This is a genomic window from Streptomyces triticirhizae (genome assembly GCF_003696235.1).
GTDB classification, from domain to species: Bacteria; Actinomycetota; Actinomycetes; order Streptomycetales; family Streptomycetaceae; genus Streptomyces; species Streptomyces triticirhizae.
Genome location: NZ_RFFJ01000036.1, coordinates 1 through 20,366, shown reverse-complemented (window position 1 = coordinate 20,366; position 20,366 = coordinate 1). Strand labels below are relative to the sequence as shown.

Sequence of the window (20,366 nt, the reverse complement as noted above, 5' to 3'; positions counted from 1 at the left end):
AGGCTGCGTCGGTGACTCTACCCCAGCCGGCCGGTCCCGGGCCAATCGGTTCACCACCCCCGGGCGGACCGGGCTTTCGCCAGGTCAGGAGGGCTGCGCGGGGGCCAGCGCGTCCACCGCCCTGATGATCCGCTTCTCGGAGACCGGGTAGGCCGTGCCCAGGGCGTGGGCGAAGTAGCTCACCCGCAGCTCCTCGATCATCCAGCGGATCTCCGAAGCCCGCTCGGGCACCGGCGTGCCCGGCGCGAACTGCTCCAGCAGCCAGGCGTGTTCGTCCATCATCTCCCTGACCTTGGCCGTCCTGGCCAGGTCCCGCTCGGCCTGGTGGGGCAGCTGCTGGAGTCTGCGGTCCACGGCCTGGAGGTAACGCAGCAGGTCGGGCAGTCGGCGGGCGCCGTGCTCCGTGACGAAGCCCGCGTGGACCAGGCCGTTCAGCTGCTCCCTGATGTCGTCGAGCGCGGGCCGCAGGGTGGCGCCCCGCACGCCGGCCAGCCGCCGTTCGCAGGTGCCCCAGGCCGCCAGCACCTCCCTGACCTGGCGGGTCAGCCGCAGGGTCAGCTCCACGACGTCGGCGCGGACCGCGTCGAAGAGCCTGGTGAAGCCCGCCTCGTCCCAGGCCGGGCCGCCGTGCGCCGCGATCAGCTGGTCGGTGGCCGCCGTCACCACGTCGTCGAAGAGCGCGGGCACCGAGCCGTGCGGGGTGCTGGCCAGCGCCAGCTTGCCGGCGTTGTCCAGCTTCCGCTGGGCGAACTTCGCGGGATCGGAGGGCAGGTTGAGCAGCACCAGGCGCCGGGTGCCCCTGGCCATCGCCGCCGTCTGCGCCGCCTCGCTGTCGAAGAGCCGCACCGCGACCGATGTGCCCTCGTCGACCAACGCCGGGTATGCCTTCACAGGTTGACCGCCGCGCCGGGTCTCCATGACCTTCGGCAGCGTGCCCAGGGTCCACCGGGTGAGCCCGGTGCGCTGCTCGGGCACCCCCGCGCCCACGCCCTCGGACGCGCCGGCGCGCGCCGCCTTCGCGCCCCGCGCGCCCCCGCTGAAGGCCCGGTCCAGGGCCGCCTGCGCGCGGGGCTTGAAGCGCAGCTTGAGCGCCTCCAGGTCCTTGTCCTCGGGCGCGGGCCCGCCGGTCACCTTGCGGCCGCGCTCGTCCACCACGCGGAAGGTGATCCGCAGATGGGCAGGGACCTTCTCCGCGTCGAAGTCCTCCGGGGCGATCCGCGTCCCGGTCAGCCGGGTCAGCCCGGCGGCCAGCGCCGCGCGCAGCGGGGCCTCGGTCGGCTCGGGCGTCTGGCCGCCCAGGAAGCGGCGGGCGAAGTCGGGCGCCGGCACGCAGTTGCGCCGCAGCGGCTTGGGCAGCGACCTGATCAACTCGGTCACCAACTGCTCGCGCAGGCCAGGGATCTGCCAGTCGAAGCCGGCCGAGGTGACCTGGTTCAGAACCTGAAGGGGCAGATGAACGGTGACGCCGTCCGCGTCAGCGCCCGGCTCGAACTGGTAGGTGACCCGCAGGGCGAGGCGACCCTGGCGCCAGGTGTCGGGATAGTCGCGCTCGGTGACCTCGCCGGCCCGCTCGTTGATGAGCATCGACTTCTCGAAGTTGAGCAGATCCGGGTCCTCGCGGCGCTTCTTCTTCCACCAGGAGTCGAAGTGCGCACCGGATACGACATCCTCCGGAATCCGCTGGTCATAGAAGTCGAAGAGGGTCTCGTCGTCCACCAGGATGTCCCGGCGGCGGGCCCGGTGCTCCAACTCCTCGACCTCGGCGAGGAGTCGCCGGTTGTCCTGGTAGAAGCGGTGGTTGGTCTTCCAGTCGCCCTCCACCAGCGCGTGGCGCAGGAACAGCTCCCGGGAGACCTCCGGGTCGATCCGCCCGTAGTTGACCTTGCGGCGGGCGACGATCGGCACGCCGTAGAGCGTCACCCGCTCGTACGCCAGCACGGCGGCCTGCTTCTGCTCCCAGTGCGGCTCGCTGTAGGTGCGCTTCACCAGGTGACCGGCGAGCGGCTCGATCCACTCGGGCTCGATCCTGGCGTTGATCCGCGCCCAGAGCCGGGAGGTCTCCACCAGCTCCGCCGACATCACCCAGCGCGGCGGCTTCCGGAAGAGCGCCGAGCCGGGGAAGACCGCGAACTTCGCGCCCCGCGCGCCCAGATACTCGTGCTTCTCGGTGTCCTTCAGCCCGACCTGGGACAGCAGCCCCGCCAGCAGCGACTGGTGCACCACCTGGGGCGCGGCGGCCGGCGCCTCCTCGCCCGCCGGCTCCACGCCCATCGTCCTGCCGACCTGCCGCAGCTGGCTGAAGATGTCCTGCCACTCGCGTATCCGCAGGTAGTTGAGGAACTCGGTGCGGCACATCCGCCGGAACGCCGAGGAGGACAGCGCCCGTTGCCGTTCGCGCACATGCTCCCAGAGCGCCAGCAGCGCCATGAAGTCCGAGTCCTCGCCCGGGCCCTGACGGAACCGCGCGTGCTGCGCGTCGGCCTGCTGCTGCCTGTCGGCGGGGCGCTCGCGCGGGTCCTGGATGGAGAGCGCGGCGACGATCACCATCACCTCGCGGACGCAGCCGTTCCGCTCCGCCTCCAGCACCATCCGGGCCAGCCTCGGGTCCACCGGCAGCCGGGAGAGCTTGCGGCCCGTCTCCGTCAGCCGGGAGCCGGCCAACGCGCCCAGCTCCTCCAGGAGTTGGACGCCGGCCTTGATGCTGCGGTGGTCCGGCGGGTCGATGAAGGGGAAGCGCTCCACCTCGCCCAGGCCCGCCGCGTTCATCTGGAGGATCACCGAGGCCAGGTTGGTGCGCAGGATCTCGGCGTCGGTGAACTCGGGGCGGGCGAGGAAGTCCTCCTCCGAGTAGAGCCGGACGCAGATGCCGTCGCTGGTGCGCCCGCAGCGGCCCTTGCGCTGGTTGGCGCTGGCCTGCGAGATCGGCTCGATCGGCAGCCTCTGCACCTTGGTGCGGTGGCTGTAGCGGGAGATGCGGGCGGTGCCCGGGTCGATCACATAGCGGATGCCGGGAACGGTCAGCGAGGTCTCGGCCACGTTGGTGGCCAGCACGATCCGCCGGCCGCTGTGGCGTTGGAAGACCCGCTGCTGCTCGCCGTGCGAGAGGCGCGCGTAGAGCGGAAGGATCTCGGTGTGCGGCAGCCGCCGTTTCTCCAGGGCGTCGGCGGTGTCCCTGATCTCCCGCTCCCCGGAGAGAAAGACGAGGATGTCGCCCGGGCCCTCGGCCATCAGCTCGTCCACCGCGTCGGAGATCGCGGTGACCTGGTCCCGGTCGGCGTCGCCCTCCTCACCGTCCTCGGCCTCCTCCAGCAGCGGCCGGTAGCGCACCTCCACCGGGTAGGTCCGGCCGGAGACGGAGACGATCGGCGCGTCCTCGCCCCTGGCGTCGCGGAAGTGGCGGGCGAAGCGCTCGGGGTCGATCGTCGCCGAGGTGATGATCACCTTCAGGTCGGGGCGGCGCGGCAGGAGTTGGGCGAGATAGCCCAGCAGAAAGTCGATGTTGAGGCTGCGCTCGTGCGCCTCGTCGATGATGATCGTGTCGTACTGCCGCAGCTCGCGGTCCTGTTGGATCTCGGCGAGCAGGATGCCGTCGGTCATGAGCTTGACCAGGGTCCGGTCGCTGCCCTGGTCGGTGAAGCGGACCTTGAAGCCGACCACCTCGCCCACCGAGCCGCCCAGCTCCTCGGCGACCCGCTGCGCCACCGTGCGCGCCGCGATCCGGCGCGGCTGGGTGTGGCCGATCAGGCCGCGCACCCCACGCCCCAGCTCCAGGCAGATCTTGGGGATCTGGGTGGTCTTCCCCGAGCCGGTCTCGCCGGCGACGATCACCACCTGGTGGTCGCGGATGGCCGCCAGGATCTCGTCCTTCTTCTGGCTGACCGGCAGCTGCTCGGGATAGACGATGGCCGGCACGGCGGCCCGGCGACGCTCGACCCGCCGCTCGGCGGTGTCGACGGCCTGGGCGATCTCGGCCAGCACGGCCTGCCGGGCGGCGGGCTTCCTGATGCGCCGAGCGCCTTCGAGCCGGCGGCCGAACCGCAGTTCGTCGGCGAGGCTCAGCGACGGGAGGCGGTCGGCGAGGGCCGAGAGGGAGACGGGGGAGGTGTCGGTAGACATACGGAGTCCAGAATCTCACCTTCGTGCGGCGGGCGGCGAGCCGATATCGGGCCTGGCGCGTTCTGTCCGTTCCGCGCCTTCTGGGTCATTAGGGTGCGCTGTGTGATGGGTCAGGGGTCGTCCGTGGAGCGCCGGCCGCCGGCGGAGGGCGGCACGTTTCTCCCGGCCCTGGTGATCTCGCTCATTCTGGGCGTCTCCGCCGGGATCTTCGCCGGCTCCTACAGCTACGCCATGGCCAACCCGACGCCGCGCACCCTGCCGGTCGCGGTGGTGGAACGGCCGGGCGCGAACGGCGAGGACGAGACGGTCTCCGTTGACGCGTTCCTGCGGGCGCTGGGGGAGGGCTTGGGCAGCTCGATCGAGACTCGACGCGTGGAAAGTTATCAACAGGCTGTGGAGGAGATCGACGGGCAGCGGGTCTTCGCCGTCGTCGGGGCCCGGGGCGGCGGGGCCGACTCCGAGGCCGGGGACGGCGCCCGGCTGGAGCTGGACCTCGCGGGCGCGGCCGGGGCCTCCGTCGCCGAACTCCTCGAACGCGCGGCGCCGAAGGCCGCCCGGGAGACGGGGAACGAGATCACCGTTCGGGACATCAGGCCGCTCCACCCGGGCGACCCCCGGGGGCTCGCGCTCTTCTACATGAACCTGGCCGTGGTCATCTGCGGCTTCCTCGGCGCCATCCAGCTGGGCGTCCACGCCTCGCGGCTGCGGCCGCTGGAGCGGATCGGGGTGATCGCGGGCTACTCGCTGCTGGGCGGGCTGTGCGTGGTGGCGGCCGTCGACTGGCTGCTGGACGCGGTGCCGCTGCCGTTCCCCCAGTCCTGGCTGACGCTGGCGGCCACGATGTTCACCGCCGGGATGCTCTTCACCATGTTCAACACTCTGCTGGGACGCTGGGCCCTGCTGCCGACCTGGGCGCTGCTCGTCCTGCTCGGCAACCCCTCCTCCGGGGGAGCGGTCTCCTGGCCGCTGCTCCCCCCGGTCCTCGGCGCGGTCGGCCGCTGGCTGCCGCCGGGCGCCTCGGTCAACGCCCAGCACACCGCCGTCTGTCCTGCGCGGTGTTCTTGACCTGGCGCCGGCGCCACCCGGGCGGGCGGTGAGTGAGCGGGCGTTCGGGGAGGCGTCAACGGAGAAGACCCCGGCCGGTGGGCCAGGGTCTCGGGTGAATCAAGAGGTGTGGCTGGGGCCGGGATCGAACCGGCGACCTTCCGCTTTTCAGGCGGACGCTCGTACCAACTGAGCTACCCAGCCGGAGCGGTCCTGACGGGATTTGAACCCGCGGCCTCCACCTTGACAGGGTGGCGAGCACTCCAAACTGCTCCACAGGACCCGGCTGTCCGCCGACGGGGAAGACGGTGAGAACGCTCACCGTGTGCCACCGGCCGGCATCGCTGGATCAGCGTATCACGGGGTGGAGGGGCCTCCGCACCGCTTCGCGAGCGGCCGTCAGGCGTGTTGGCCCGGGGCGTCGGGAGAGGCGAAGCCGCAGCTCGGAAGGGGAGTTGGGGATCGAGGACGCCCGCCGACCCGACTCGACGGCGGGGCGGGACAGGGATCGTGCGGGGAGGTGACGCGCACCGTGGAGAGACCACAGGGAACGGGTGCGACGAAACGAGTACCCCCGACGGGATTCGAACCCGCGCTACCGCCTTGAAAGGGCGGCGTCCTGGGCCACTAGACGACGGGGGCCTGGAAGAGCCCACGGAAACACCGCCGGTGGGCCCGAGCAGCATAGGCGATCGCGTGGGCCATCGGCAAAACGCTTGTGCGCCGCCGGCCATTCCCCTCGACCGCCGCCGTGCGGGAGAATCGCCGGCGTGCTGGAGATGACGCGTGAGGAGTTCGAGGGGCTGGTCAGCGAGGCGCTGGACCGGATTCCGCCGGAGCTGACCCGGCTGATGGACAACGTGGCGGTCTTTGTCGAGGACGAGCCGCCGCCGGAGGACCCCGAGCTGCTCGGTCTCTACGAGGGCACGCCGCTCACGGAGCGTGGCGAGTGGTACGCGGGGGTGCTGCCGGACCGGATCTCCGTCTACATGGGGCCGACCCTGCGGATGGTCGCGCGCGAGGGCGGCGACCGGGAGCTGGTGGTGGCCGAGGTGGAGATCACCGTCGTGCATGAGATCGCTCACCACTTCGGCATCGACGACGAGCGGCTGCACTCCCTGGGCTACGGCTGACCGGCGCCTGCGGGCGGGACGCGGCGTGCGCGGGGCGTGTGCGGGGAGGGCGCAACGCGCGCCGGGAGAACGCAACTCGCCCTGGGAGAAGGGGAATCGGGGCCCGTTTGCGCCCCGGGCGAAGCCGTGCGTATGCTTGTAGATCGTTTGATCCCATTGCCCGGCGCCCCTGTGAAGCGCGCCGTGTGGCGCGTACCTCCTCTCTCACCGTGGCTGATCGCATCGCAGGCGGTCCAGAGCACCTACGGAGCTAAAGGCGCGTGCCGACGACTCAGAACTCCGGAAGGTTCTCACCCCGCATGACTCTCACCACGCCCGAGGCCGTATTGCCCTTGGACGACGAGCCCACCATGACCTTCGCCGATCTCGGACTTCCCCAGGAGATCGTGCGCAAACTCGCGGAGAACGGCGTCACCACCCCGTTCCCGATCCAGGCCGCCACCATCCCCGACGCGCTGGCCGGCCACGACATCCTCGGCCGGGGCCGCACCGGCTCCGGCAAGACCCTGAGCTTCGGGCTGCCGCTGCTGGCCAGGCTGGCCGGCGGGCGCACCCAGCCCAAGCGGCCGCGCGCCGTGATCCTCACCCCGACCCGCGAGCTGGCCATGCAGGTGGCCGACGCGCTGGAGCCCTACGGCAACGTGCTGGGCCTGCGGCTCAAGGTGGTCTGCGGCGGCACCTCCATGGGGAACCAGATCTACGCCCTGGAGCGCGGCGTCGACGTGCTGGTGGCGACGCCGGGCCGGTTGCGTGACGTGATCGGCCGCCGGGCCTGCTCGCTGGACGACGTGTCGGTCGCGGTCCTCGACGAGGCCGACCAGATGGCCGACCTGGGCTTCCTGCCCGAGGTCACCGAGCTGCTCGACCTGGTGCCGCCGGGCGGCCAGCGGATGCTCTTCTCCGCGACCCTGGAGAACGAGATCGACACCCTGGTCAAGCGGTACCTGGTCGACCCGGTGAGCCACGAGGTGGACGCGGCGCAGGGCGCGGTGACCACCATGAGCCACCATGTGCTGATCGTGAAGCCGCGCGACAAGGCCCCGTTGACGGCGGCCATCGCCAGCGGCGAGGGGCGGACGATCGTGTTCGTCCGCACCCAGCTGGGCGCTGACCGGGTCGCCGGCCAGCTGCGCGAGGCCGGCGTGCGCGCCGACGCGCTGCACGGCGGGATGACGCAGGGCGCGCGGACGCGGACCCTCGCCGACTTCAAGGACGGCAGGGCCAAGGTGCTGGTGGCCACCGACGTCGCCGCCCGTGGCATCCATGTGGACGGCATCGACGTGGTGCTCAACGTGGACCCGGCCGGTGACCACAAGGACTACCTGCACCGTTCGGGCCGCACCGCGCGGGCCGGGCGTTCCGGGACGGTCGTCTCGCTGGCGCTGCCGCACCAGCGGCGGACGATCTTCCGGCTGATGGAGGACGCCGGGGTGGAGGCCGCCCGGCACACCATCGGGCGGGGCGACCTGTTCGCCCCGGACGTGGCGGACATCGTGGGCGCCCGTTCGCTGACCGAGGTGCAGGCCGAGGCCGCGATGGGCGCGGCCCAGCACGCGGAGCGCGAGGTCGCGCGGCTGGCACGGGAGTTGGAGAAGGCCAAGACGCGCGCGGCCGAGCTGGTCGACGAGGCGGAGCGGCTGACGGCGCGGGCCGCGCGGGAGCGCGGCGACGACCCGGCCGAGGCGATCGCCAAGGTCGCCGAGGCCAGGGCGGAGTCCCTCGCCGAGGCGGAGCGCGAGGCCGAGCGGGAGGCGCTGCGCGAGGCGCGGCGGGCCGAGAAGGCCGCCCGGGCCGACGCGGCGCGCAACGAGCGCGGCGACCGTGGCGAGCGCGGGGACCGTGGCGGGTTCCGCAGGGACGGGCACCGGGGCGGCGGGGACCGTGGCGGGTTCCGTCGCGACGACCGGCCGCGCGGCGGCGGCGACCGGGGCGGGTTCCGGGACGACCGGCGCTCGCACGGGCGGCGCGAGGACGGCGGCTTCCGGCGCGAGGGCTTCCGGGGCGGCGAGCGCGAGGGCGGCGGCTTCCGCCGTGAGGGCTTCCGGGGTGGCGAGCGCGAGGGCTTCCGGCGCGACGACCACCGTGGCGGTTTCCGTCGCGACGACCGGCCGCGCGGCGGCGGCGACCGGGGCGGCTACCGGGGCGAGCGTCCCGGCGGCTCCTCCTCGTCCTCCTCCTTCGACCGCCGGGCGGACAAGCCGCGCTGGAAGCGCGAGGACTGACCGCGGCGAGCGGAAGCGAGAACACCACTCGACCGAGGGGCATCCCCGCCGGCGGACCGGCGGGGATGCCCCTCGGTGTCGGGCGGTCTTCCGGGACTTCGGCCGGTACGCCCTCCCCCTGCGGGAGAACGTCAGCCTCGGCCACGACGCCGCAGGCGCGGGGGCCGGGCACGTCTGGCGGCGGGCGCGGCCGCACCGCCGATTCCCCCGGACCGTGATCGGGTGGGGGAGCTATGCTGCTCCGTGCGGGCCGTTAGCTCAATTGGCAGAGCAGTGGACTTTTAATCCATTGGTTGTGGGTTCGAGTCCCACACGGCCTACCACAAGGTGAGGCTCCCTGCGGTCCCGGTACGCGACCGCCCGGCCGGGCGGTCGCGCAGCCGTCGGAGGAGACGAACCGTCCGACGACCGCGAGGGGGGGTGACATGACGGCGCTTCTCTCACGCCTCTCCCGGGTGGCGCTGTGACGGCAGGGGACGAGGCCACACGCCAGTGAGCGCGGGATGACACCTACCGCTGGCAGCTGAGGGGGCTCGGCTGACAGTGACCGGGACAAACCAACAAACCCGGTCGTGGTATCGGATCTGTGGGATGAGACATGCCCCGGTGAAGCCGGAAGCGGAAGTAATCGCCGACCCCTGACGAGGGGGAACGGGCGGTGAACCGGTCCATCGCCCGCGACAAGCCTGGGACCGCCCATCCGCCCTCGCGGACGGTGCGGGAAGAAGTGAACGGAACCCTGCGCCCCGGTCGAAGACATCTCTTCTTCGGGCCGGAGGCACCGTCATCAACAGAGCAGCACAGAACCAGGGATTCACCTGCGAGCACTGCGGCGTGTCCGTGGTGCCGCTGACGAACGGGAGCTACCGCAACCACTGCCCCGCGTGTCTGTGGTCGAAGCACGTCGACCTGACGCCCGGGGACCGCGCCGCCACCTGCCACGGCCTGATGCGCCCCCAGCGTGTCGAGCACCGCAGGAGGAAGGGCCTGGCGATCATGCACCGCTGTGTCGCGTGCGGACTCGTGCGGGCCAACCGGATCGCGGACGACCTGCGGCAGGGCGACGACGTGGCCGCCGTCGCGGCGCTGATGGCGTGCCTGCCGCCTCCCCTTCGGTGAACGACGTGGCGGGTCGGGAGCGGCCCGCCACGCTCGTCCGCCGTCGCGGCCGGCGCCGGCCCGGCCGCCTCGGCCGCCGTGGCCGCCCGCCGGCCCGGGCGTTGTCGGTGCGCGGTGAGAGGATGCCCGCATGGAGCAACGCGCGTTTGACAGGTTGGGGCGGCGGGTCTCGGTCGTGGGGCTGGGGACCTGGCAGCTGGGCGGCGACTGGGGCGAGGTCTCCGAGGACGCCGCGCGGGAGGTGCTGAACGCCTCCGTCGAGGCCGGGGTGACGTTCCTCGACACCGCCGACGTCTACGGGGACGGCCGCAGCGAGCGGCTGATCGGGGGCTTCCTGCGGGACCTCCGGCGGGAGCGGCCCGAGGCCGAGGTGCTGGTCGCCACCAAGATGGGCCGCCGGGTGGAGCAGCTGCCCGAGCACTACACGTTGGACAACTTCCGCGCCTGGACCGACCGTTCGCGGGCCAACCTGGGCGTGGACCGGCTGGACCTGGTCCAGCTGCACTGCCCGCCGGCCGCCGTGATCGACTCGGACGCGGTCTTCGACGCGCTGGACACCCTGGTCGCCGAGGAGCGGGTCGCCGGCTACGGCGTCAGCGTCGAGACCTGCGACGAGGCGCTCGCCGCCATCGCCAGGCCCGGCGTCGCCAGCCTCCAGATCATCCTCAACCCGTTCCGGCTCAAGCCGCTGGAGCGGGTGCTCCCGGCGGCCGAGGAGGCAGGCGTCGGGGTGATCGTCCGGGTGCCGCTGGCCTCGGGGCTGCTCTCCGGCCGGTACACCGAGTCCACCGTCTTCGCCGAGAGCGACCACCGCAGCTACAACCGGCACGGCGAGGCGTTCGACCAGGGCGAGACGTTCTCCGGCGTGGACTTCGCGACCGGCGTCGCGGCGGCGGCCGAGTTCGCCACGCTGCTGCCGGAGGGCGTGAGCCCGGCGGCCGGCGCGCTGCGCTGGGCGATCCAGCAGCCCGGGGTGACCTCGGTGATCCCCGGCGCCAGGTCCGCCGAGCAGGCCGCGGCCAACGCGGCCGCCGCCGCGCTGCCGCCGCTCGACGAGCCGACGCTGGCCGCCGTGCGCGACCTCTACGACCGGCGGGTGCGCGCCCAGGTTCACCACCGCTGGTAGCCGGGGCGCGCCCGTGCGCCGCGCACCACCGTCCGAAGCGCCGCGCGCTGGTGGACGCTTCGGGCGCCCGGTTTCCGCGCCGTGGGGCCCAGGAAAGGCTGCCGGTGGGCAGCGTGGCGCTGCCGTCCCGTGGGAACGCAGGGGGTCCGATGAGGCGGTACGGGAAGCGGCCGGTGGTGGGTTCTGGGGTGCCCGCTCGGCTTTCCCAGGGCGTGTCGCGGCTGATACGCGGCGGTCGGTCGGGCATCGCCTGATCAGCGCATCGGTGCCGCACGGCCGTAGGCCGGCCGTGCCGTGGCGCGGCCGGGCTGCTGGGGCCCGGCCGCGCCCTGCTGACCGGGTCGCGCGCCACGCGCCCCGGTCGCACAGTGGGAAGGTGCGGACGCGAGATCCCGGCGCTGGTTGGTGGCGGCTGTACCCCGGGGTGCCGGGGGCGCTGCTCGCTGTCGGCGGAGTGCTGGACCTCCTGACCCCGCCGCATGTCACGCTCACCCCCTTCTATGTGGCGGCGCCGATCGCGGCGGCGCCCGTGCTGTCCTTCTGGGCGACCGGGGTCTACGGGGTGTTGGCGACCCTGCTGGTCGTCGTCGAGATGGTGCGGATCACCCCCATCGGGGCGGAGGCCACGGTCAAGATCGGGATCGTTGCCTCGATGGCCCTGTTCGCGCTGCTGCTCAACCGGATGCTGGCCCGCAGGGACGAGCGGGTCGCCTCGGCCCGCCGCATCGCCGAGACGGTGCAGCGGGCCGTGGTGCCCGAGCCGCCGGGCCGGGTCGGGCGGCTGCGGGTCGCTGCCCGTTACCGCGCCGCCCAGCGGAACGCGCTGATCGGCGGCGACTTCTACTCGGTGCGGGAGACGCCGCACGGGGTGCGGATGCTGGTGGGCGACGTGCGGGGCAAGGGCCTGGGCGCCACCGAGGTGGTCGCCGTGCTGCTCGGCGCGTTCCGCGAGGCCGCCGAGAGCGAGGCCGAACTGGGCGCGGTGGCCTCCCGGATGGAGGACACGCTGCTGCGGGAGCGGCGCAACCGCCCCGACCTGGAGTCCAACGAGGGCTTCACCACCGCCGTCCTGGTCGAGCTGCCCGACGACCCGCCGCTGCGGCTGCGCATGATCAACCGGGGCCATCCGCCGCCGGTGCTGCTGCACCCCGGGGGTCAGGCCCGCTATCTCTCGGGGGACGCGGCCCTGCCGCTGGGCCTGCGGGAGTTGGACGGGCACCGGGACCGGGCTACCACGGCGACGTTCCCGCCCGGCGCGCACCTGCTGCTGTACACGGACGGGTTGAGCGAGGCCAGAAACGGGGACGGCGCCTTCTACGATCCGCTGGAGCGGCTGCGCGGGCGGCGGTTCGCCACGCCACGGGTGCTGCTGGACTGGGTGCTCGCCGATGTGCGGCGGCACGCCGGGGGCGGCCTGAAGGACGATCTGGCGGTGGTGGCCGTGCACCATCCCGTTCCCAACGGTCAGCCCCTGGTGCTAGGTTGACCCTCTGTGCCCGGTTGCGGGCACGGTGCGAGGGCTCCGGCGCGGGACGCTCCCGGGGCGCTGGCGGGGCAGTGGCCTTCAGGGACCTTCAGGCGCGCTCAGGGGGAGGGGTCGCGGTGACCCAGACCGATCCGGAGGAGCCGACCGCCGGTCCGGGCCAGACGGCGGACCCCGGCGGGGCGGGCGACCCCGGCGGGGCGGACGAGACGGTGAAGGTGTCCCTGCGGCTGCGGATCGACGTCGAGGCCGACCCACGGGGAGAGGACTCCTCCCTGCTGATGGCGTGGCTGCGCGGCGACAGCGATCTGCCGAGGAGGGAGCTGGGCTATCTCACCGAACGGCCCGGGATGAGCGGCTCCACCACGCTCTCGCTCACCACCTCCGCCCCCTCCGTCGAGGTCGGGCTGCACGCGGTGCTGCGCTCGCTCGTCAACCACCTCAGCAACCGGGGCAGGCCGCTGACCCTGCGCGTCAGCCGGGAGGGCGGCGGCACGGTGACGCTGACCTCGCGGAACCGCACCAGGGGCGCGCTGCGGCAGCTGGTCGCCGAACTCGCCGGCGGCCCGGAGCCGGGCGCCGACGGCGACAGCGACGGCGACGGCGATGTGGGGGACGACCGGCGGGGACGGGCGTAGGCGGGCGCCGTGACCGAGCTGCCCAACGCCCGACGCTCGCGGGTGCTGCTGATCGGCGCCGCCACCTACGAGGACGACGGCTGGGAGGACATCCCCGGCGTCGCCCACAACCTGTACGAGCTGCGGAACGAGCTGCTGGGGCACGACGAGCACGGCAGGAGCGTGCCCAGCCGCGCCCGGCTGCTGGAGTCGCCCGGCGCCGAGGAGATGAAGGGGAAGATCAGGAGCGCCGCCGGCGCGGCCCGCGACCTTCTGCTGGTCTACTTCAGCGGCCACGGCCACCTGCACCTCGACACCAGGGACGACACCACCGAGCTGTACCTGGTGCCGAGCGACTGCCCCCGGGAGCGGGTGTGGGAGCGCGCCGTCTCCTACACCTGGCTGCGGAACACGGTGCGCAGCTCGCGCGCCCGCCAGGTGGTGCTGATCCTCGACTGCTGCTACTCGGGGCAGGCGCACCAGGTCGAGGAGCCGAGCCAGGGCGCGTTCGCGCTGCTCACCTCGGCGCGGGCACGCGACGACCAGGACCAGGGCAACGGCGTGGGACCCACCCCGTTCACCCAGGCGCTGCTGGTCGCGCTGCGGGCCCTGCGCAGGGACCGGGGACAGCGAGCCATCGTCAGCGAACTCCACGCCCGCCTGGGGGAGTTGGCCAGGCGCGACCGGCGGCGCGCGGAGGCCAGCGAACTCAGCCACCCCAACGACTGGGAGCCCGGGCTCACCGAGCGGCGCGGCGGCGGCGAGATCGTGCTCTCCCATGTCACCGCGCCGCGCGGCGCCGACCTGCCCGACCGGCTGTTCGCCGTCTGGCTGAGGCTGCGCTCCGCCTGGTGGCGTTTCCGCGCGTGGCGCTGGTGGCCGGCGGCCGCCGCCGGGGCCGTGGTTCTGGCGCTGCTGGCGGCGTCGCTCCCCTGGCTGGCCTGGGACCGGTGGCAGGACGGCAGGGCGGCGGCCGACCGCTGCTCGGTGCCGCTCCAGCTGCGGGTGTTGACCACGCCCGAGTACCAGCGGCCGCTCTCCCGCGTGCTCGCCGCCTTCGACGTCGACGACCTCGACGAGGAGCTGAGGGACCGGGCCCGCTCGATCGGCTCGGGGCACGAGGACTGCCGCCGCGTCGAGGTGCAGGTCTATGGCGCGCCGGGCGCGGCCGTGGTGGACGCCTTCGAGCACTCGGCGGACTGGGCCTCGCCGGGCCGGCCCTGCGCCGAGGAGGAGCCGGCCGAGCCGTGCCGCGAACTCCTGCGCGACGTGGGCCCGTTGCCCGACGCGTGGCTGCCGGCCAGCTCGGCGACGGCGGAAAGGGCGCGGTCGGCGACCCGACTGCGGGCCAGCCGCGTCGAGTTGGGGGAGCCGGTGGAGATCGCCCGCGTTCCGGCCGTGCTGGCGGCCGCCGGGCCGCTGCCCGACGTGGAACGCACCGGCGAGTCGCTGGTCACGCTGCTGGAGGCGGCGGGCGACGTGCGCGGCGCGGCCCCGCAGTCCTCGGAGGCCGCCCTGGCCCACGGCATGACGGCCGGGCCGGGCCGGCTGCCCGAGCCGGAGCCGGTGCCGGACGACGCCGCGCTCCTGTGCTCGCTCCGCCCCGGCGGACCCTCGCCGCACCTGCTGCTCTCCGAGAGCGCGATGCTGCCGCTGGTCGGCGACCCGCCCGCCGCCTGCCTGCCCGAGGGCGGCTGGCGCGCGACGATGCGGGACCTGTACACCGCCTACTACCCGTCCGACGTCCCGCCGTTGGACCTGAGCTTCGTCCCCGTCCGCTGGCGGGACGCCGACCGGGACGCGGTCGAACGGCAGCTGGCCGTGGCGCTGTTGGGCGCCTGGCTGGCCGGCGAGGCGGGCGGCGACGCGCTGCGGGCCGAGGGCTTCCGCCGCTGGCGGGACGGCGGCTACCTCCGGGCGCCCGAGCAGTTCAACGAGCGCCCCTTCGTCGCCGACCTGCCCCGGGGCGAGGACGTGGCGGACGCGGACCGGGCCGCCGCCTACCTGGCGACGGTGACCGACGAGGCCGGGCCGAGGGACGTCGTCTTCGTGCTGGACGTCTCCAACTCGGTGCTGGGCCCCGACGGCCGGCTGTCCACCGTGCGGGAGAGCCTGCGGCAGGCGATCGGCACCCTCACCGACGAGGACCGGTTCGCGGTGCTCACCACGCCGGCCACCGGCGACGCCCCCTACGGCGTGGCGCTCGACCTGGGCCCGCCCACCGACGACCGGACCGCGCGCGCCCTGGACGCGCTGACCGAGGTGCGGGGCGACGTGCTGCTCCAGGAGCCGATGGCCGAGGCCGCCGAGCTGCTGACGGCCGGGCAACGCCCGGACGCCGCCGGCCTGTTGGTGGTGATCACCGACGACGGCCACCTCACCGACGCGCGGGCCGCGTTGGCCGCCACGCGCGAGGAGGACACCACGCTGGTGGTGTCGGTGCTCGACGGCGGCTGCGACCGGCCGGTGGTCCAGGCGTTGACCACGGCCGCGACCTGCCTGGACAACGCGGTCAACCAGCCGGTGGAGCTGGCGGCCAAGCTGCGGGTCCTGGGCGAGGGGTGAGCGGGGCGATGCGTCGAGGCGTTCCGACGGCGGCCTGCGCGCTGCTGCTCGCCACGGCCTGCGTCGCCGGCGGCGGCTCCCCGCCGCCGATCACCCCGGGGCCGACCCCGCCCGACGACGTGCCGCTGGTGGTGGTCAGCGCCCTCGACCTGAGCAGCCCGGACCAGAGCGGGGTGCGCCAGTCGCTGATCGACGAGTGGAACGAGGAGAGCCCGATCAAGGCCCGGCTGGTGGAGCTGCCCAGCACCGACGGGGACGCCCGCGCCGAGGTGCTGGCCGGCCTCCAGTCGGGCGCGGCCGAGTACGACGTGCTCAACCTCGACATCACCTGGATACCGGAGTTCGTCGAGGCCGGCCTGCTGCGCCCGCTGGACGAGGAGCGGTTCGGCGCGCTCGACTTCGTCGCCGACATCGAGGAGACCGGCCGCTGGGACGACGAGCTGTACGCCGTTCCGTTCACCACGGACGTCGGGCTGCTCTACTACCGCCGGGACCTGACGGAGACGGTGGACCTGGGGGCCGACTCGCTGCCCGAGATGTACACCGGCCGGCCCGGCGGCCAGTCGAAGCCGACCTATGTCACCCAGCTGCGGCCCTACGAGGGGCTCACGGTCAACGTGATGGAGGCGCTGTGGCGGGCCGTCCCCGACGCCCGGCTGGTCGACGACTCCGGCGCCTACGTCGGGACAACCGCCTTGCTGGAGGCGGGACTTGAGGAACTCCTCGCGATCACCGACGAGAGCCATCTCGCCGCCGCCTCCTACGGCGCCGACGAGAGCGGCACGCTGGAGGAGTTCGCCGGTGAGGACCGGGGCACCGCGCTGATGCGCAACTGGCCGTTCGCGCTCAACCGGGTCGCGGACCGGCTGGTCGCCGAGGGCGTCCAGTTCGGCGTGACCCGGCTGCCGGGGCCGGCCGCGCTCGGCGGGCAGAACCTGGCGGTGGCCGCCGACAGCCCCAGGGCCGAGGCCGCCCAGGAGCTGATCAGGTTCCTCGCCGGCGAACCCGGCTCCCAGGAGCGGATGTTGGCCGCCGGCTTCGCCCCCGCGCTCGCCGAGGCGTACCAACTCCCGGACGGCGTGGGGGAGATCGCCTGCGAGGACGGGCTGAGGGTGGAGACGCCCGAGGACCCGGACCCGGTCAGCGGGCGGTCCGAGGAGGCCGGCGAGGAGCCGCTGTGGCGCCCCGACCCACGGGCCTACGCCACCCTGCTGTGGTGCGCCGTCCACGAGGCGCGCGGCCGCCCGGCCACGCCCTACTACCGGCAGTTCTCCCGGGTGATCGAGGAGGAGGTGACCCGGCTGCTCGCCGGCGGCGCCGGATCGGCCGGCGGGGTCGAGGAGGCGGCCCAACGCATCGACGGCCGACTGGAGTTGGCGCTGCGCGGCCGAACGTACCAGCCGTCTCGTTCGTCCCTTTCTCCCCACTGACATCACCGAGGGTGAGAGACAGGACCCGCTCCGCATAACGATTGACGCACTATCAGAATGCGACCCAGCCCACACTGGTTTGAAATTTTGCCCGTTTTGCGGGAGTTGATCGCCGAAGGTCCCGCTGTTCCTCGCGGGTTTTTCCCGGCAGCACTTGGAATCCAGCGGTCCCGTCTATTAACGTTCGATAACGCAACGCGGTAGTCACCCCCGCCGCAAGAGGTGGGGCCGCGTCGCATCGCCGAATCCGGCAGGTGCGCCACCAACGCACCAAAGGAACCGGGGAACCACCACTTGGGGTGAATCGGACGGCCGGGGGGACCACCGCCAGCCGCCCGTAGGAGACCTTCCTGCTCCGAACCCGTCAGCTAACCCGGTAGGTGAGAGGGAAGGAAAGGAGAACGCCCCTGTGGCGTCGAACCGGCACGCCTCCGTGGACTCCCTGGACGCCCCCCCACGGGAGCGCACCACCCCCCAGGAGGACGGATATCTCCACACCGCCTCCTACGGGACCCACCCCACGTACTACGGCCCCCGCGTCACGGACGACGAGGCCCTTCCCGAGTGGAACCCCGGCGAGGAGACCCTCCGCCCGGTCCGTGGCCGGCACCGCGTGGCCCGCCAGCGCGGCGGCACCATCGCCCGCAGCCGCGCCGTGCTCGGCGTGGGCGTCATCGCCGCCGTCGGCGCCGGCGGCATGGCCACCGCCAACGACGACGGCGCCGGCTCCGTCCCCGGGATGAGCGGCGCGGCCGACACCGTCGCCCAACTCCCCGTGCTCGGCGCGCTCGTTGACACCGGGAGCAGCGAAGCCGCCGCCACCACCGCCGTGTTCACCACCGCCGGGCTCACCGAGACCGAGGTCGCCTCGGGCCAGGCCGACGCCGGCGAGGCGCTGCGCGCCCGCATCCTCCAGCAGGCCGACCACCAGGAGACCAGCGCCGAGACGCAGGCCCGCGCCGAGGCCGTCGCCCAGGCCCAGGCCGCGGCCGCCGAGCAGGCCGCCGAGCAGGCCGAGGCCGAGCGGATCGCGGAGGAGGAGCGCCAGCGCGCCGAGGAGGAGGAACGCCGCCGCCAGGAGGAGGAGCGCCGGCTCGCCGAGCTGCGCGCCAGCTACACCCTCCCGCTCAGCGACTACCGCCTCACCTCCGGCTTCGGCGAGAGCGGCTCGATGTGGCAGTCCACCCACACCGGCACCGACTTCGCCGCCTCCACCGGCACCCCGGTCAAGAACGTGCACACCGGCACCGTCAAGGAGGCCGCCTGGGCCGGCTCCTACGGCTACCGGATCATCGTCGAGCTGGAGGACGGCACCGAGATCTGGTACTGCCACCTCTCCTCGATGAACGTCTCGGCCGGCACCGAGGTCACCACCAGCGACGTCATCGGCACGGTCGGCTCCACGGGGAACTCCTCGGGCCCGCACCTCCACCTGGAGGTCCGGCCCTCAGGCGGCAACGCCATCGACCCGCTGACCTGGCTGCGCGACAAGGGCCTGTCCGTCTGACCGGCCCCCACTGACGCCGGCGGCTCTGGCGGCGCCCCCCGACGCCAGGGCCGTCGGCCCCTTCCGGGCCCCTTCTCCGGCCTCCCTCGCCCCTCCCGATCCGGGTTCCGCCCCGGGCCGGCGAGGGGCGTGCGCGTGCTCGTTCCGCAATGTTCACCCCGGCGGTGCCCGGGGGAAACGCGGGCGGGGGGAGCGCGCGGGAAGGTCGCGGGCATGAAGGCCATCAGAAGGTCCAGGGCCGCCGGCGGAACGGGCACCGCGCACCGGGCGAACCCCTGGCCGGGCAGCGTCGCGCGGGCCGAGGACCTCTTCGCCGGCTGCGTCAGGGAGTGCGCCGGATTCCTCAGCCGCGTCCCGGACGGCGCTGGCGGCGCTGGCGGCGCGGACGGCGCGGGCGGCACGGACGGCACGGCCGGCGCGCCAGGGCCCGAGATCGGGCGGCTCGTCGCCGCCGTGGGCGAACTGGTCAGGGAACGCGCCGAGATCGAGCCCTGCCAGGACCGCTCGTTCGCCGCGCTGCTGCGCGCCGGGGACGCGGCGATAGCCGCCGGCCAGGTGCGCCTCGCGCGCCGGCTCGCCGACGCGGCGGTCGCGCTGCGCACCCGCTCCTCCGCCGCCTGGCTGCTGCGGGGGCGCGCGCTCTCGGTCGACGGGCGCGTGCGCGAGGCGAGCGATGCCTACCGGCGCCACCGCGCCCTCGCCGAGGACGACGCGCCGGAGCGCGCGCCGCTGGCGCTCGCGCCCGAACCGATGACCATCGACGGGCTCCGCACCTGGCTCGCCGGCCGCCGCGTCTGCGTGGTGGGCGGCGGCGAGGCCGTCGCCGCGAGCGGCCTCGGGCCGCGCATCGACACCTACGACCTGGTGATGCGGCTCGACTCCCACCCGCTCCACCCGCCGGGCACCGGCGAACGCACCGACCTGCACGCGGTCTCGCACGCCAGCGCGGGGCCGGGCTGGCGCCGCCGCGCCGAGGTCCGGCTGGTCTTCGGCGAACGCGCGGAGCAGTGGGCCGAGGCGGTCAGCCTGCGCCTGGTCCCCGGCGCGCAGAGCTACCTCGGCGACCGTGGCCTGAGCCACCCGGTCCGTGACCCGGCCCTGCTGGCCGAACCCCGCTGGGCGACGGACCCCACCACCGGCTTCTCCCTGATCCGGCTGCTGGACCACCTCGACGTCAACCCGACGATCGACGTCGTGGGCCTGGGCCTGCCCGGCCAACTCCGCCCCGAGGAACTCCACTGGCTGCGGAGCCACGCGAGGCGCGCGGCGGGAGCCACGGGAGCCTTCGGCGCCGTGGCGGGTGGGGGGTTGATCACCTCCCTCCGCTAGACGTTGGGCGCTGGCCTTTCGGGGACGCGCGGTGCGCCGCGCGCGGCGGGTGGGGTGCGGCTTCACCGCGTCGCGCGTGGCGGTTGGGATCCGGCCCTGTGGGCGCGGCCGCGAACGCTCGCTGTGCCGTACCGGCTGATCAGCGGCCCATCCCTGCCGTCTCGTCTACTCCCGGCGGCCCGCCGCGCCCTGCGCGGCCGTCGCGCGTCCCGCCCACGCCCCCCGCCCCGGCGTCGCCGGGCTCCCCGGGACCCAGCCGGTCGCCGCCCAGCCCCCGGGCCGCCCGGATCGGCTGCCCGTCGCCGGCCGCGAACCGCTCGATGCCGCTGAGTCGGTGGAGTTCCTCCACGCACCCTGTCTCTCAGCCGCTCGGCACGGTGCTCGGGGGAGGGGCGTGGCCCGACGCCCGCGCCGGGGCGTGCGCCGTGGCGAGGGTGGTGGGGGAGGCGAACGCCCGGTGGGTCCACAGGCTGTGGAGCAGCGCGCGTTCGCGTCCCGTGAAGTCGTCGGGGACCCGGCCCCGGGCGGCGTCGTTGCGGAGGTGCGCGAGTTCGGTGGCCGCGCGCTGGTACTCCGCCATCGCCCGCGCCCCGGCCGCGCCCCCGGCCCGGCGGGCCGACCTGCGGGCCCGCGCCCGGGCGCCGGGCGAGCCCAGGGCCGCCGGCTCCCCGGGAG

11 protein-coding genes, 4 tRNA genes, 2 pseudogenes and 1 riboswitch are annotated in these 20,366 nt (G+C 74.0%); of the genes and pseudogenes, 12 read left to right on the top strand and 5 right to left on the bottom strand.

Annotated features, from left to right (window positions below):
- Positions 1-84: 84 nt before the first annotated feature.
- Positions 85-4,116, bottom strand: coding sequence for an ATP-dependent RNA helicase HrpA (gene hrpA / locus EBN88_RS09485; protein ID WP_122183365.1), 4,032 nt, complete (start codon positions 4,114-4,116; stop codon positions 85-87).
- A 105-nt stretch (positions 4,117-4,221) separates the two neighbouring features.
- Here hrpA and EBN88_RS09480 point away from each other — a divergent pair.
- Positions 4,222-5,213 (top strand): annotated as a pseudogene (locus tag EBN88_RS09480) (ABC transporter permease).
- A 77-nt stretch (positions 5,214-5,290) separates the two neighbouring features.
- Here the strand turns inward: EBN88_RS09480 and EBN88_RS09475 are convergent.
- The 3 genes from EBN88_RS09475 to EBN88_RS09465 all read right to left on the bottom strand — a co-directional run bounded on the left by EBN88_RS09475 (position 5,291) and on the right by EBN88_RS09465 (position 5,802).
- Positions 5,291-5,364, bottom strand: a tRNA-Phe gene (locus tag EBN88_RS09475).
- 4 nt (positions 5,365-5,368) lie between these two features.
- Positions 5,369-5,443, bottom strand: a tRNA-Asp gene (locus tag EBN88_RS09470).
- Positions 5,444-5,729: 286 nt separating this feature from the next.
- A tRNA-Glu gene (locus EBN88_RS09465) sits at positions 5,730-5,802 on the bottom strand.
- A gap of 128 nt (positions 5,803-5,930) precedes the next feature.
- Between EBN88_RS09465 and EBN88_RS09460 the strand changes: the two genes are divergently transcribed.
- The 11 genes from EBN88_RS09460 to EBN88_RS09410 all read left to right on the top strand — a co-directional run bounded on the left by EBN88_RS09460 (position 5,931) and on the right by EBN88_RS09410 (position 19,691).
- A complete protein-coding gene (locus EBN88_RS09460) occupies positions 5,931-6,293 on the top strand; it encodes a metallopeptidase family protein (protein ID WP_122183363.1) in 363 nt (120 codons plus the stop codon).
- A gap of 299 nt (positions 6,294-6,592) precedes the next feature.
- Positions 6,593-8,515: a DEAD/DEAH box helicase gene (locus tag EBN88_RS09455; RefSeq protein ID WP_122183362.1), complete on the top strand. Its 1,923-nt coding sequence runs from the start codon at positions 6,593-6,595 to the stop codon at positions 8,513-8,515.
- A 247-nt stretch (positions 8,516-8,762) separates the two neighbouring features.
- Positions 8,763-8,838: transfer RNA gene (locus EBN88_RS09450), tRNA-Lys, on the top strand.
- A gap of 463 nt (positions 8,839-9,301) precedes the next feature.
- Positions 9,302-9,634 carry an RNHCP domain-containing protein gene (locus tag EBN88_RS09445; protein ID WP_122183361.1) on the top strand — a complete coding sequence of 111 codons (333 nt, stop codon included), beginning with the start codon at positions 9,302-9,304 and terminating at the stop codon, positions 9,632-9,634.
- 130 nt (positions 9,635-9,764) lie between these two features.
- Positions 9,765-10,760 (top strand): aldo/keto reductase, encoded by a 996-nt coding sequence (locus EBN88_RS09440; RefSeq protein WP_122183360.1) that lies wholly within the window; start codon positions 9,765-9,767, stop codon positions 10,758-10,760.
- A gap of 376 nt (positions 10,761-11,136) precedes the next feature.
- A complete protein-coding gene (locus tag EBN88_RS09435) occupies positions 11,137-12,246 on the top strand; it encodes a PP2C family protein-serine/threonine phosphatase (RefSeq protein ID WP_147472690.1) in 1,110 nt (369 codons plus the stop codon).
- Between the two features lie 116 nt (positions 12,247-12,362).
- The gene (locus tag EBN88_RS09430) at positions 12,363-12,881 is read left to right on the top strand and encodes an effector-associated constant component EACC1 (protein ID WP_122183358.1); all 519 of its coding nucleotides are present in this window, start codon (positions 12,363-12,365) and stop codon (positions 12,879-12,881) included.
- Positions 12,882-12,890: 9 nt separating this feature from the next.
- The gene (locus EBN88_RS09425) at positions 12,891-15,425 is read left to right on the top strand and encodes a caspase, EACC1-associated type (RefSeq protein ID WP_122183357.1); all 2,535 of its coding nucleotides are present in this window, start codon (positions 12,891-12,893) and stop codon (positions 15,423-15,425) included.
- Positions 15,426-15,433: 8 nt separating this feature from the next.
- On the top strand, positions 15,434-16,855 hold the full coding sequence (locus tag EBN88_RS09420) for an extracellular solute-binding protein (RefSeq protein WP_147472689.1): 1,422 nt from the start codon (positions 15,434-15,436) through the stop codon (positions 16,853-16,855).
- A gap of 229 nt (positions 16,856-17,084) precedes the next feature.
- Positions 17,085-17,253: riboswitch (cyclic di-AMP (ydaO/yuaA leader) on the top strand.
- A gap of 11 nt (positions 17,254-17,264) precedes the next feature.
- Positions 17,265-18,362 (top strand): M23 family metallopeptidase, encoded by a 1,098-nt coding sequence (locus tag EBN88_RS09415; RefSeq protein ID WP_233580563.1) that lies wholly within the window; start codon positions 17,265-17,267, stop codon positions 18,360-18,362.
- A 213-nt stretch (positions 18,363-18,575) separates the two neighbouring features.
- Positions 18,576-19,691, top strand: a complete 1,116-nt coding sequence (locus EBN88_RS09410) for a glycosyltransferase family 29 protein (protein WP_122183355.1) — start codon at positions 18,576-18,578, stop codon at positions 19,689-19,691.
- A gap of 361 nt (positions 19,692-20,052) precedes the next feature.
- On the opposite strand, the pseudogene EBN88_RS30455 reads toward EBN88_RS09410, so the two are convergent.
- Positions 20,053-20,366: pseudogene (locus EBN88_RS30455) on the bottom strand (PrsW family intramembrane metalloprotease); the annotation flags it as partial.

Bases quoted from the DNA above. Each gene is read 5' to 3' on its own strand.
- EBN88_RS09410 (WP_122183355.1), top strand. From the start codon at position 18,576: ATGAAGGCCATCAGAAGGTCCAGGGCCGCCGGCGGAACGGGCACCGCG.
- hrpA (WP_122183365.1), bottom strand. From the start codon at position 4,116: ATGTCTACCGACACCTCCCCCGTCTCCCTCTCGGCCCTCGCCGACCGC.
- EBN88_RS09440 (WP_122183360.1), top strand. From the start codon at position 9,765: ATGGAGCAACGCGCGTTTGACAGGTTGGGGCGGCGGGTCTCGGTCGTG.
- EBN88_RS09455 (WP_122183362.1), top strand. From the start codon at position 6,593: ATGACTCTCACCACGCCCGAGGCCGTATTGCCCTTGGACGACGAGCCC.
- EBN88_RS09420 (WP_147472689.1), top strand. From the start codon at position 15,434: ATGCGTCGAGGCGTTCCGACGGCGGCCTGCGCGCTGCTGCTCGCCACG.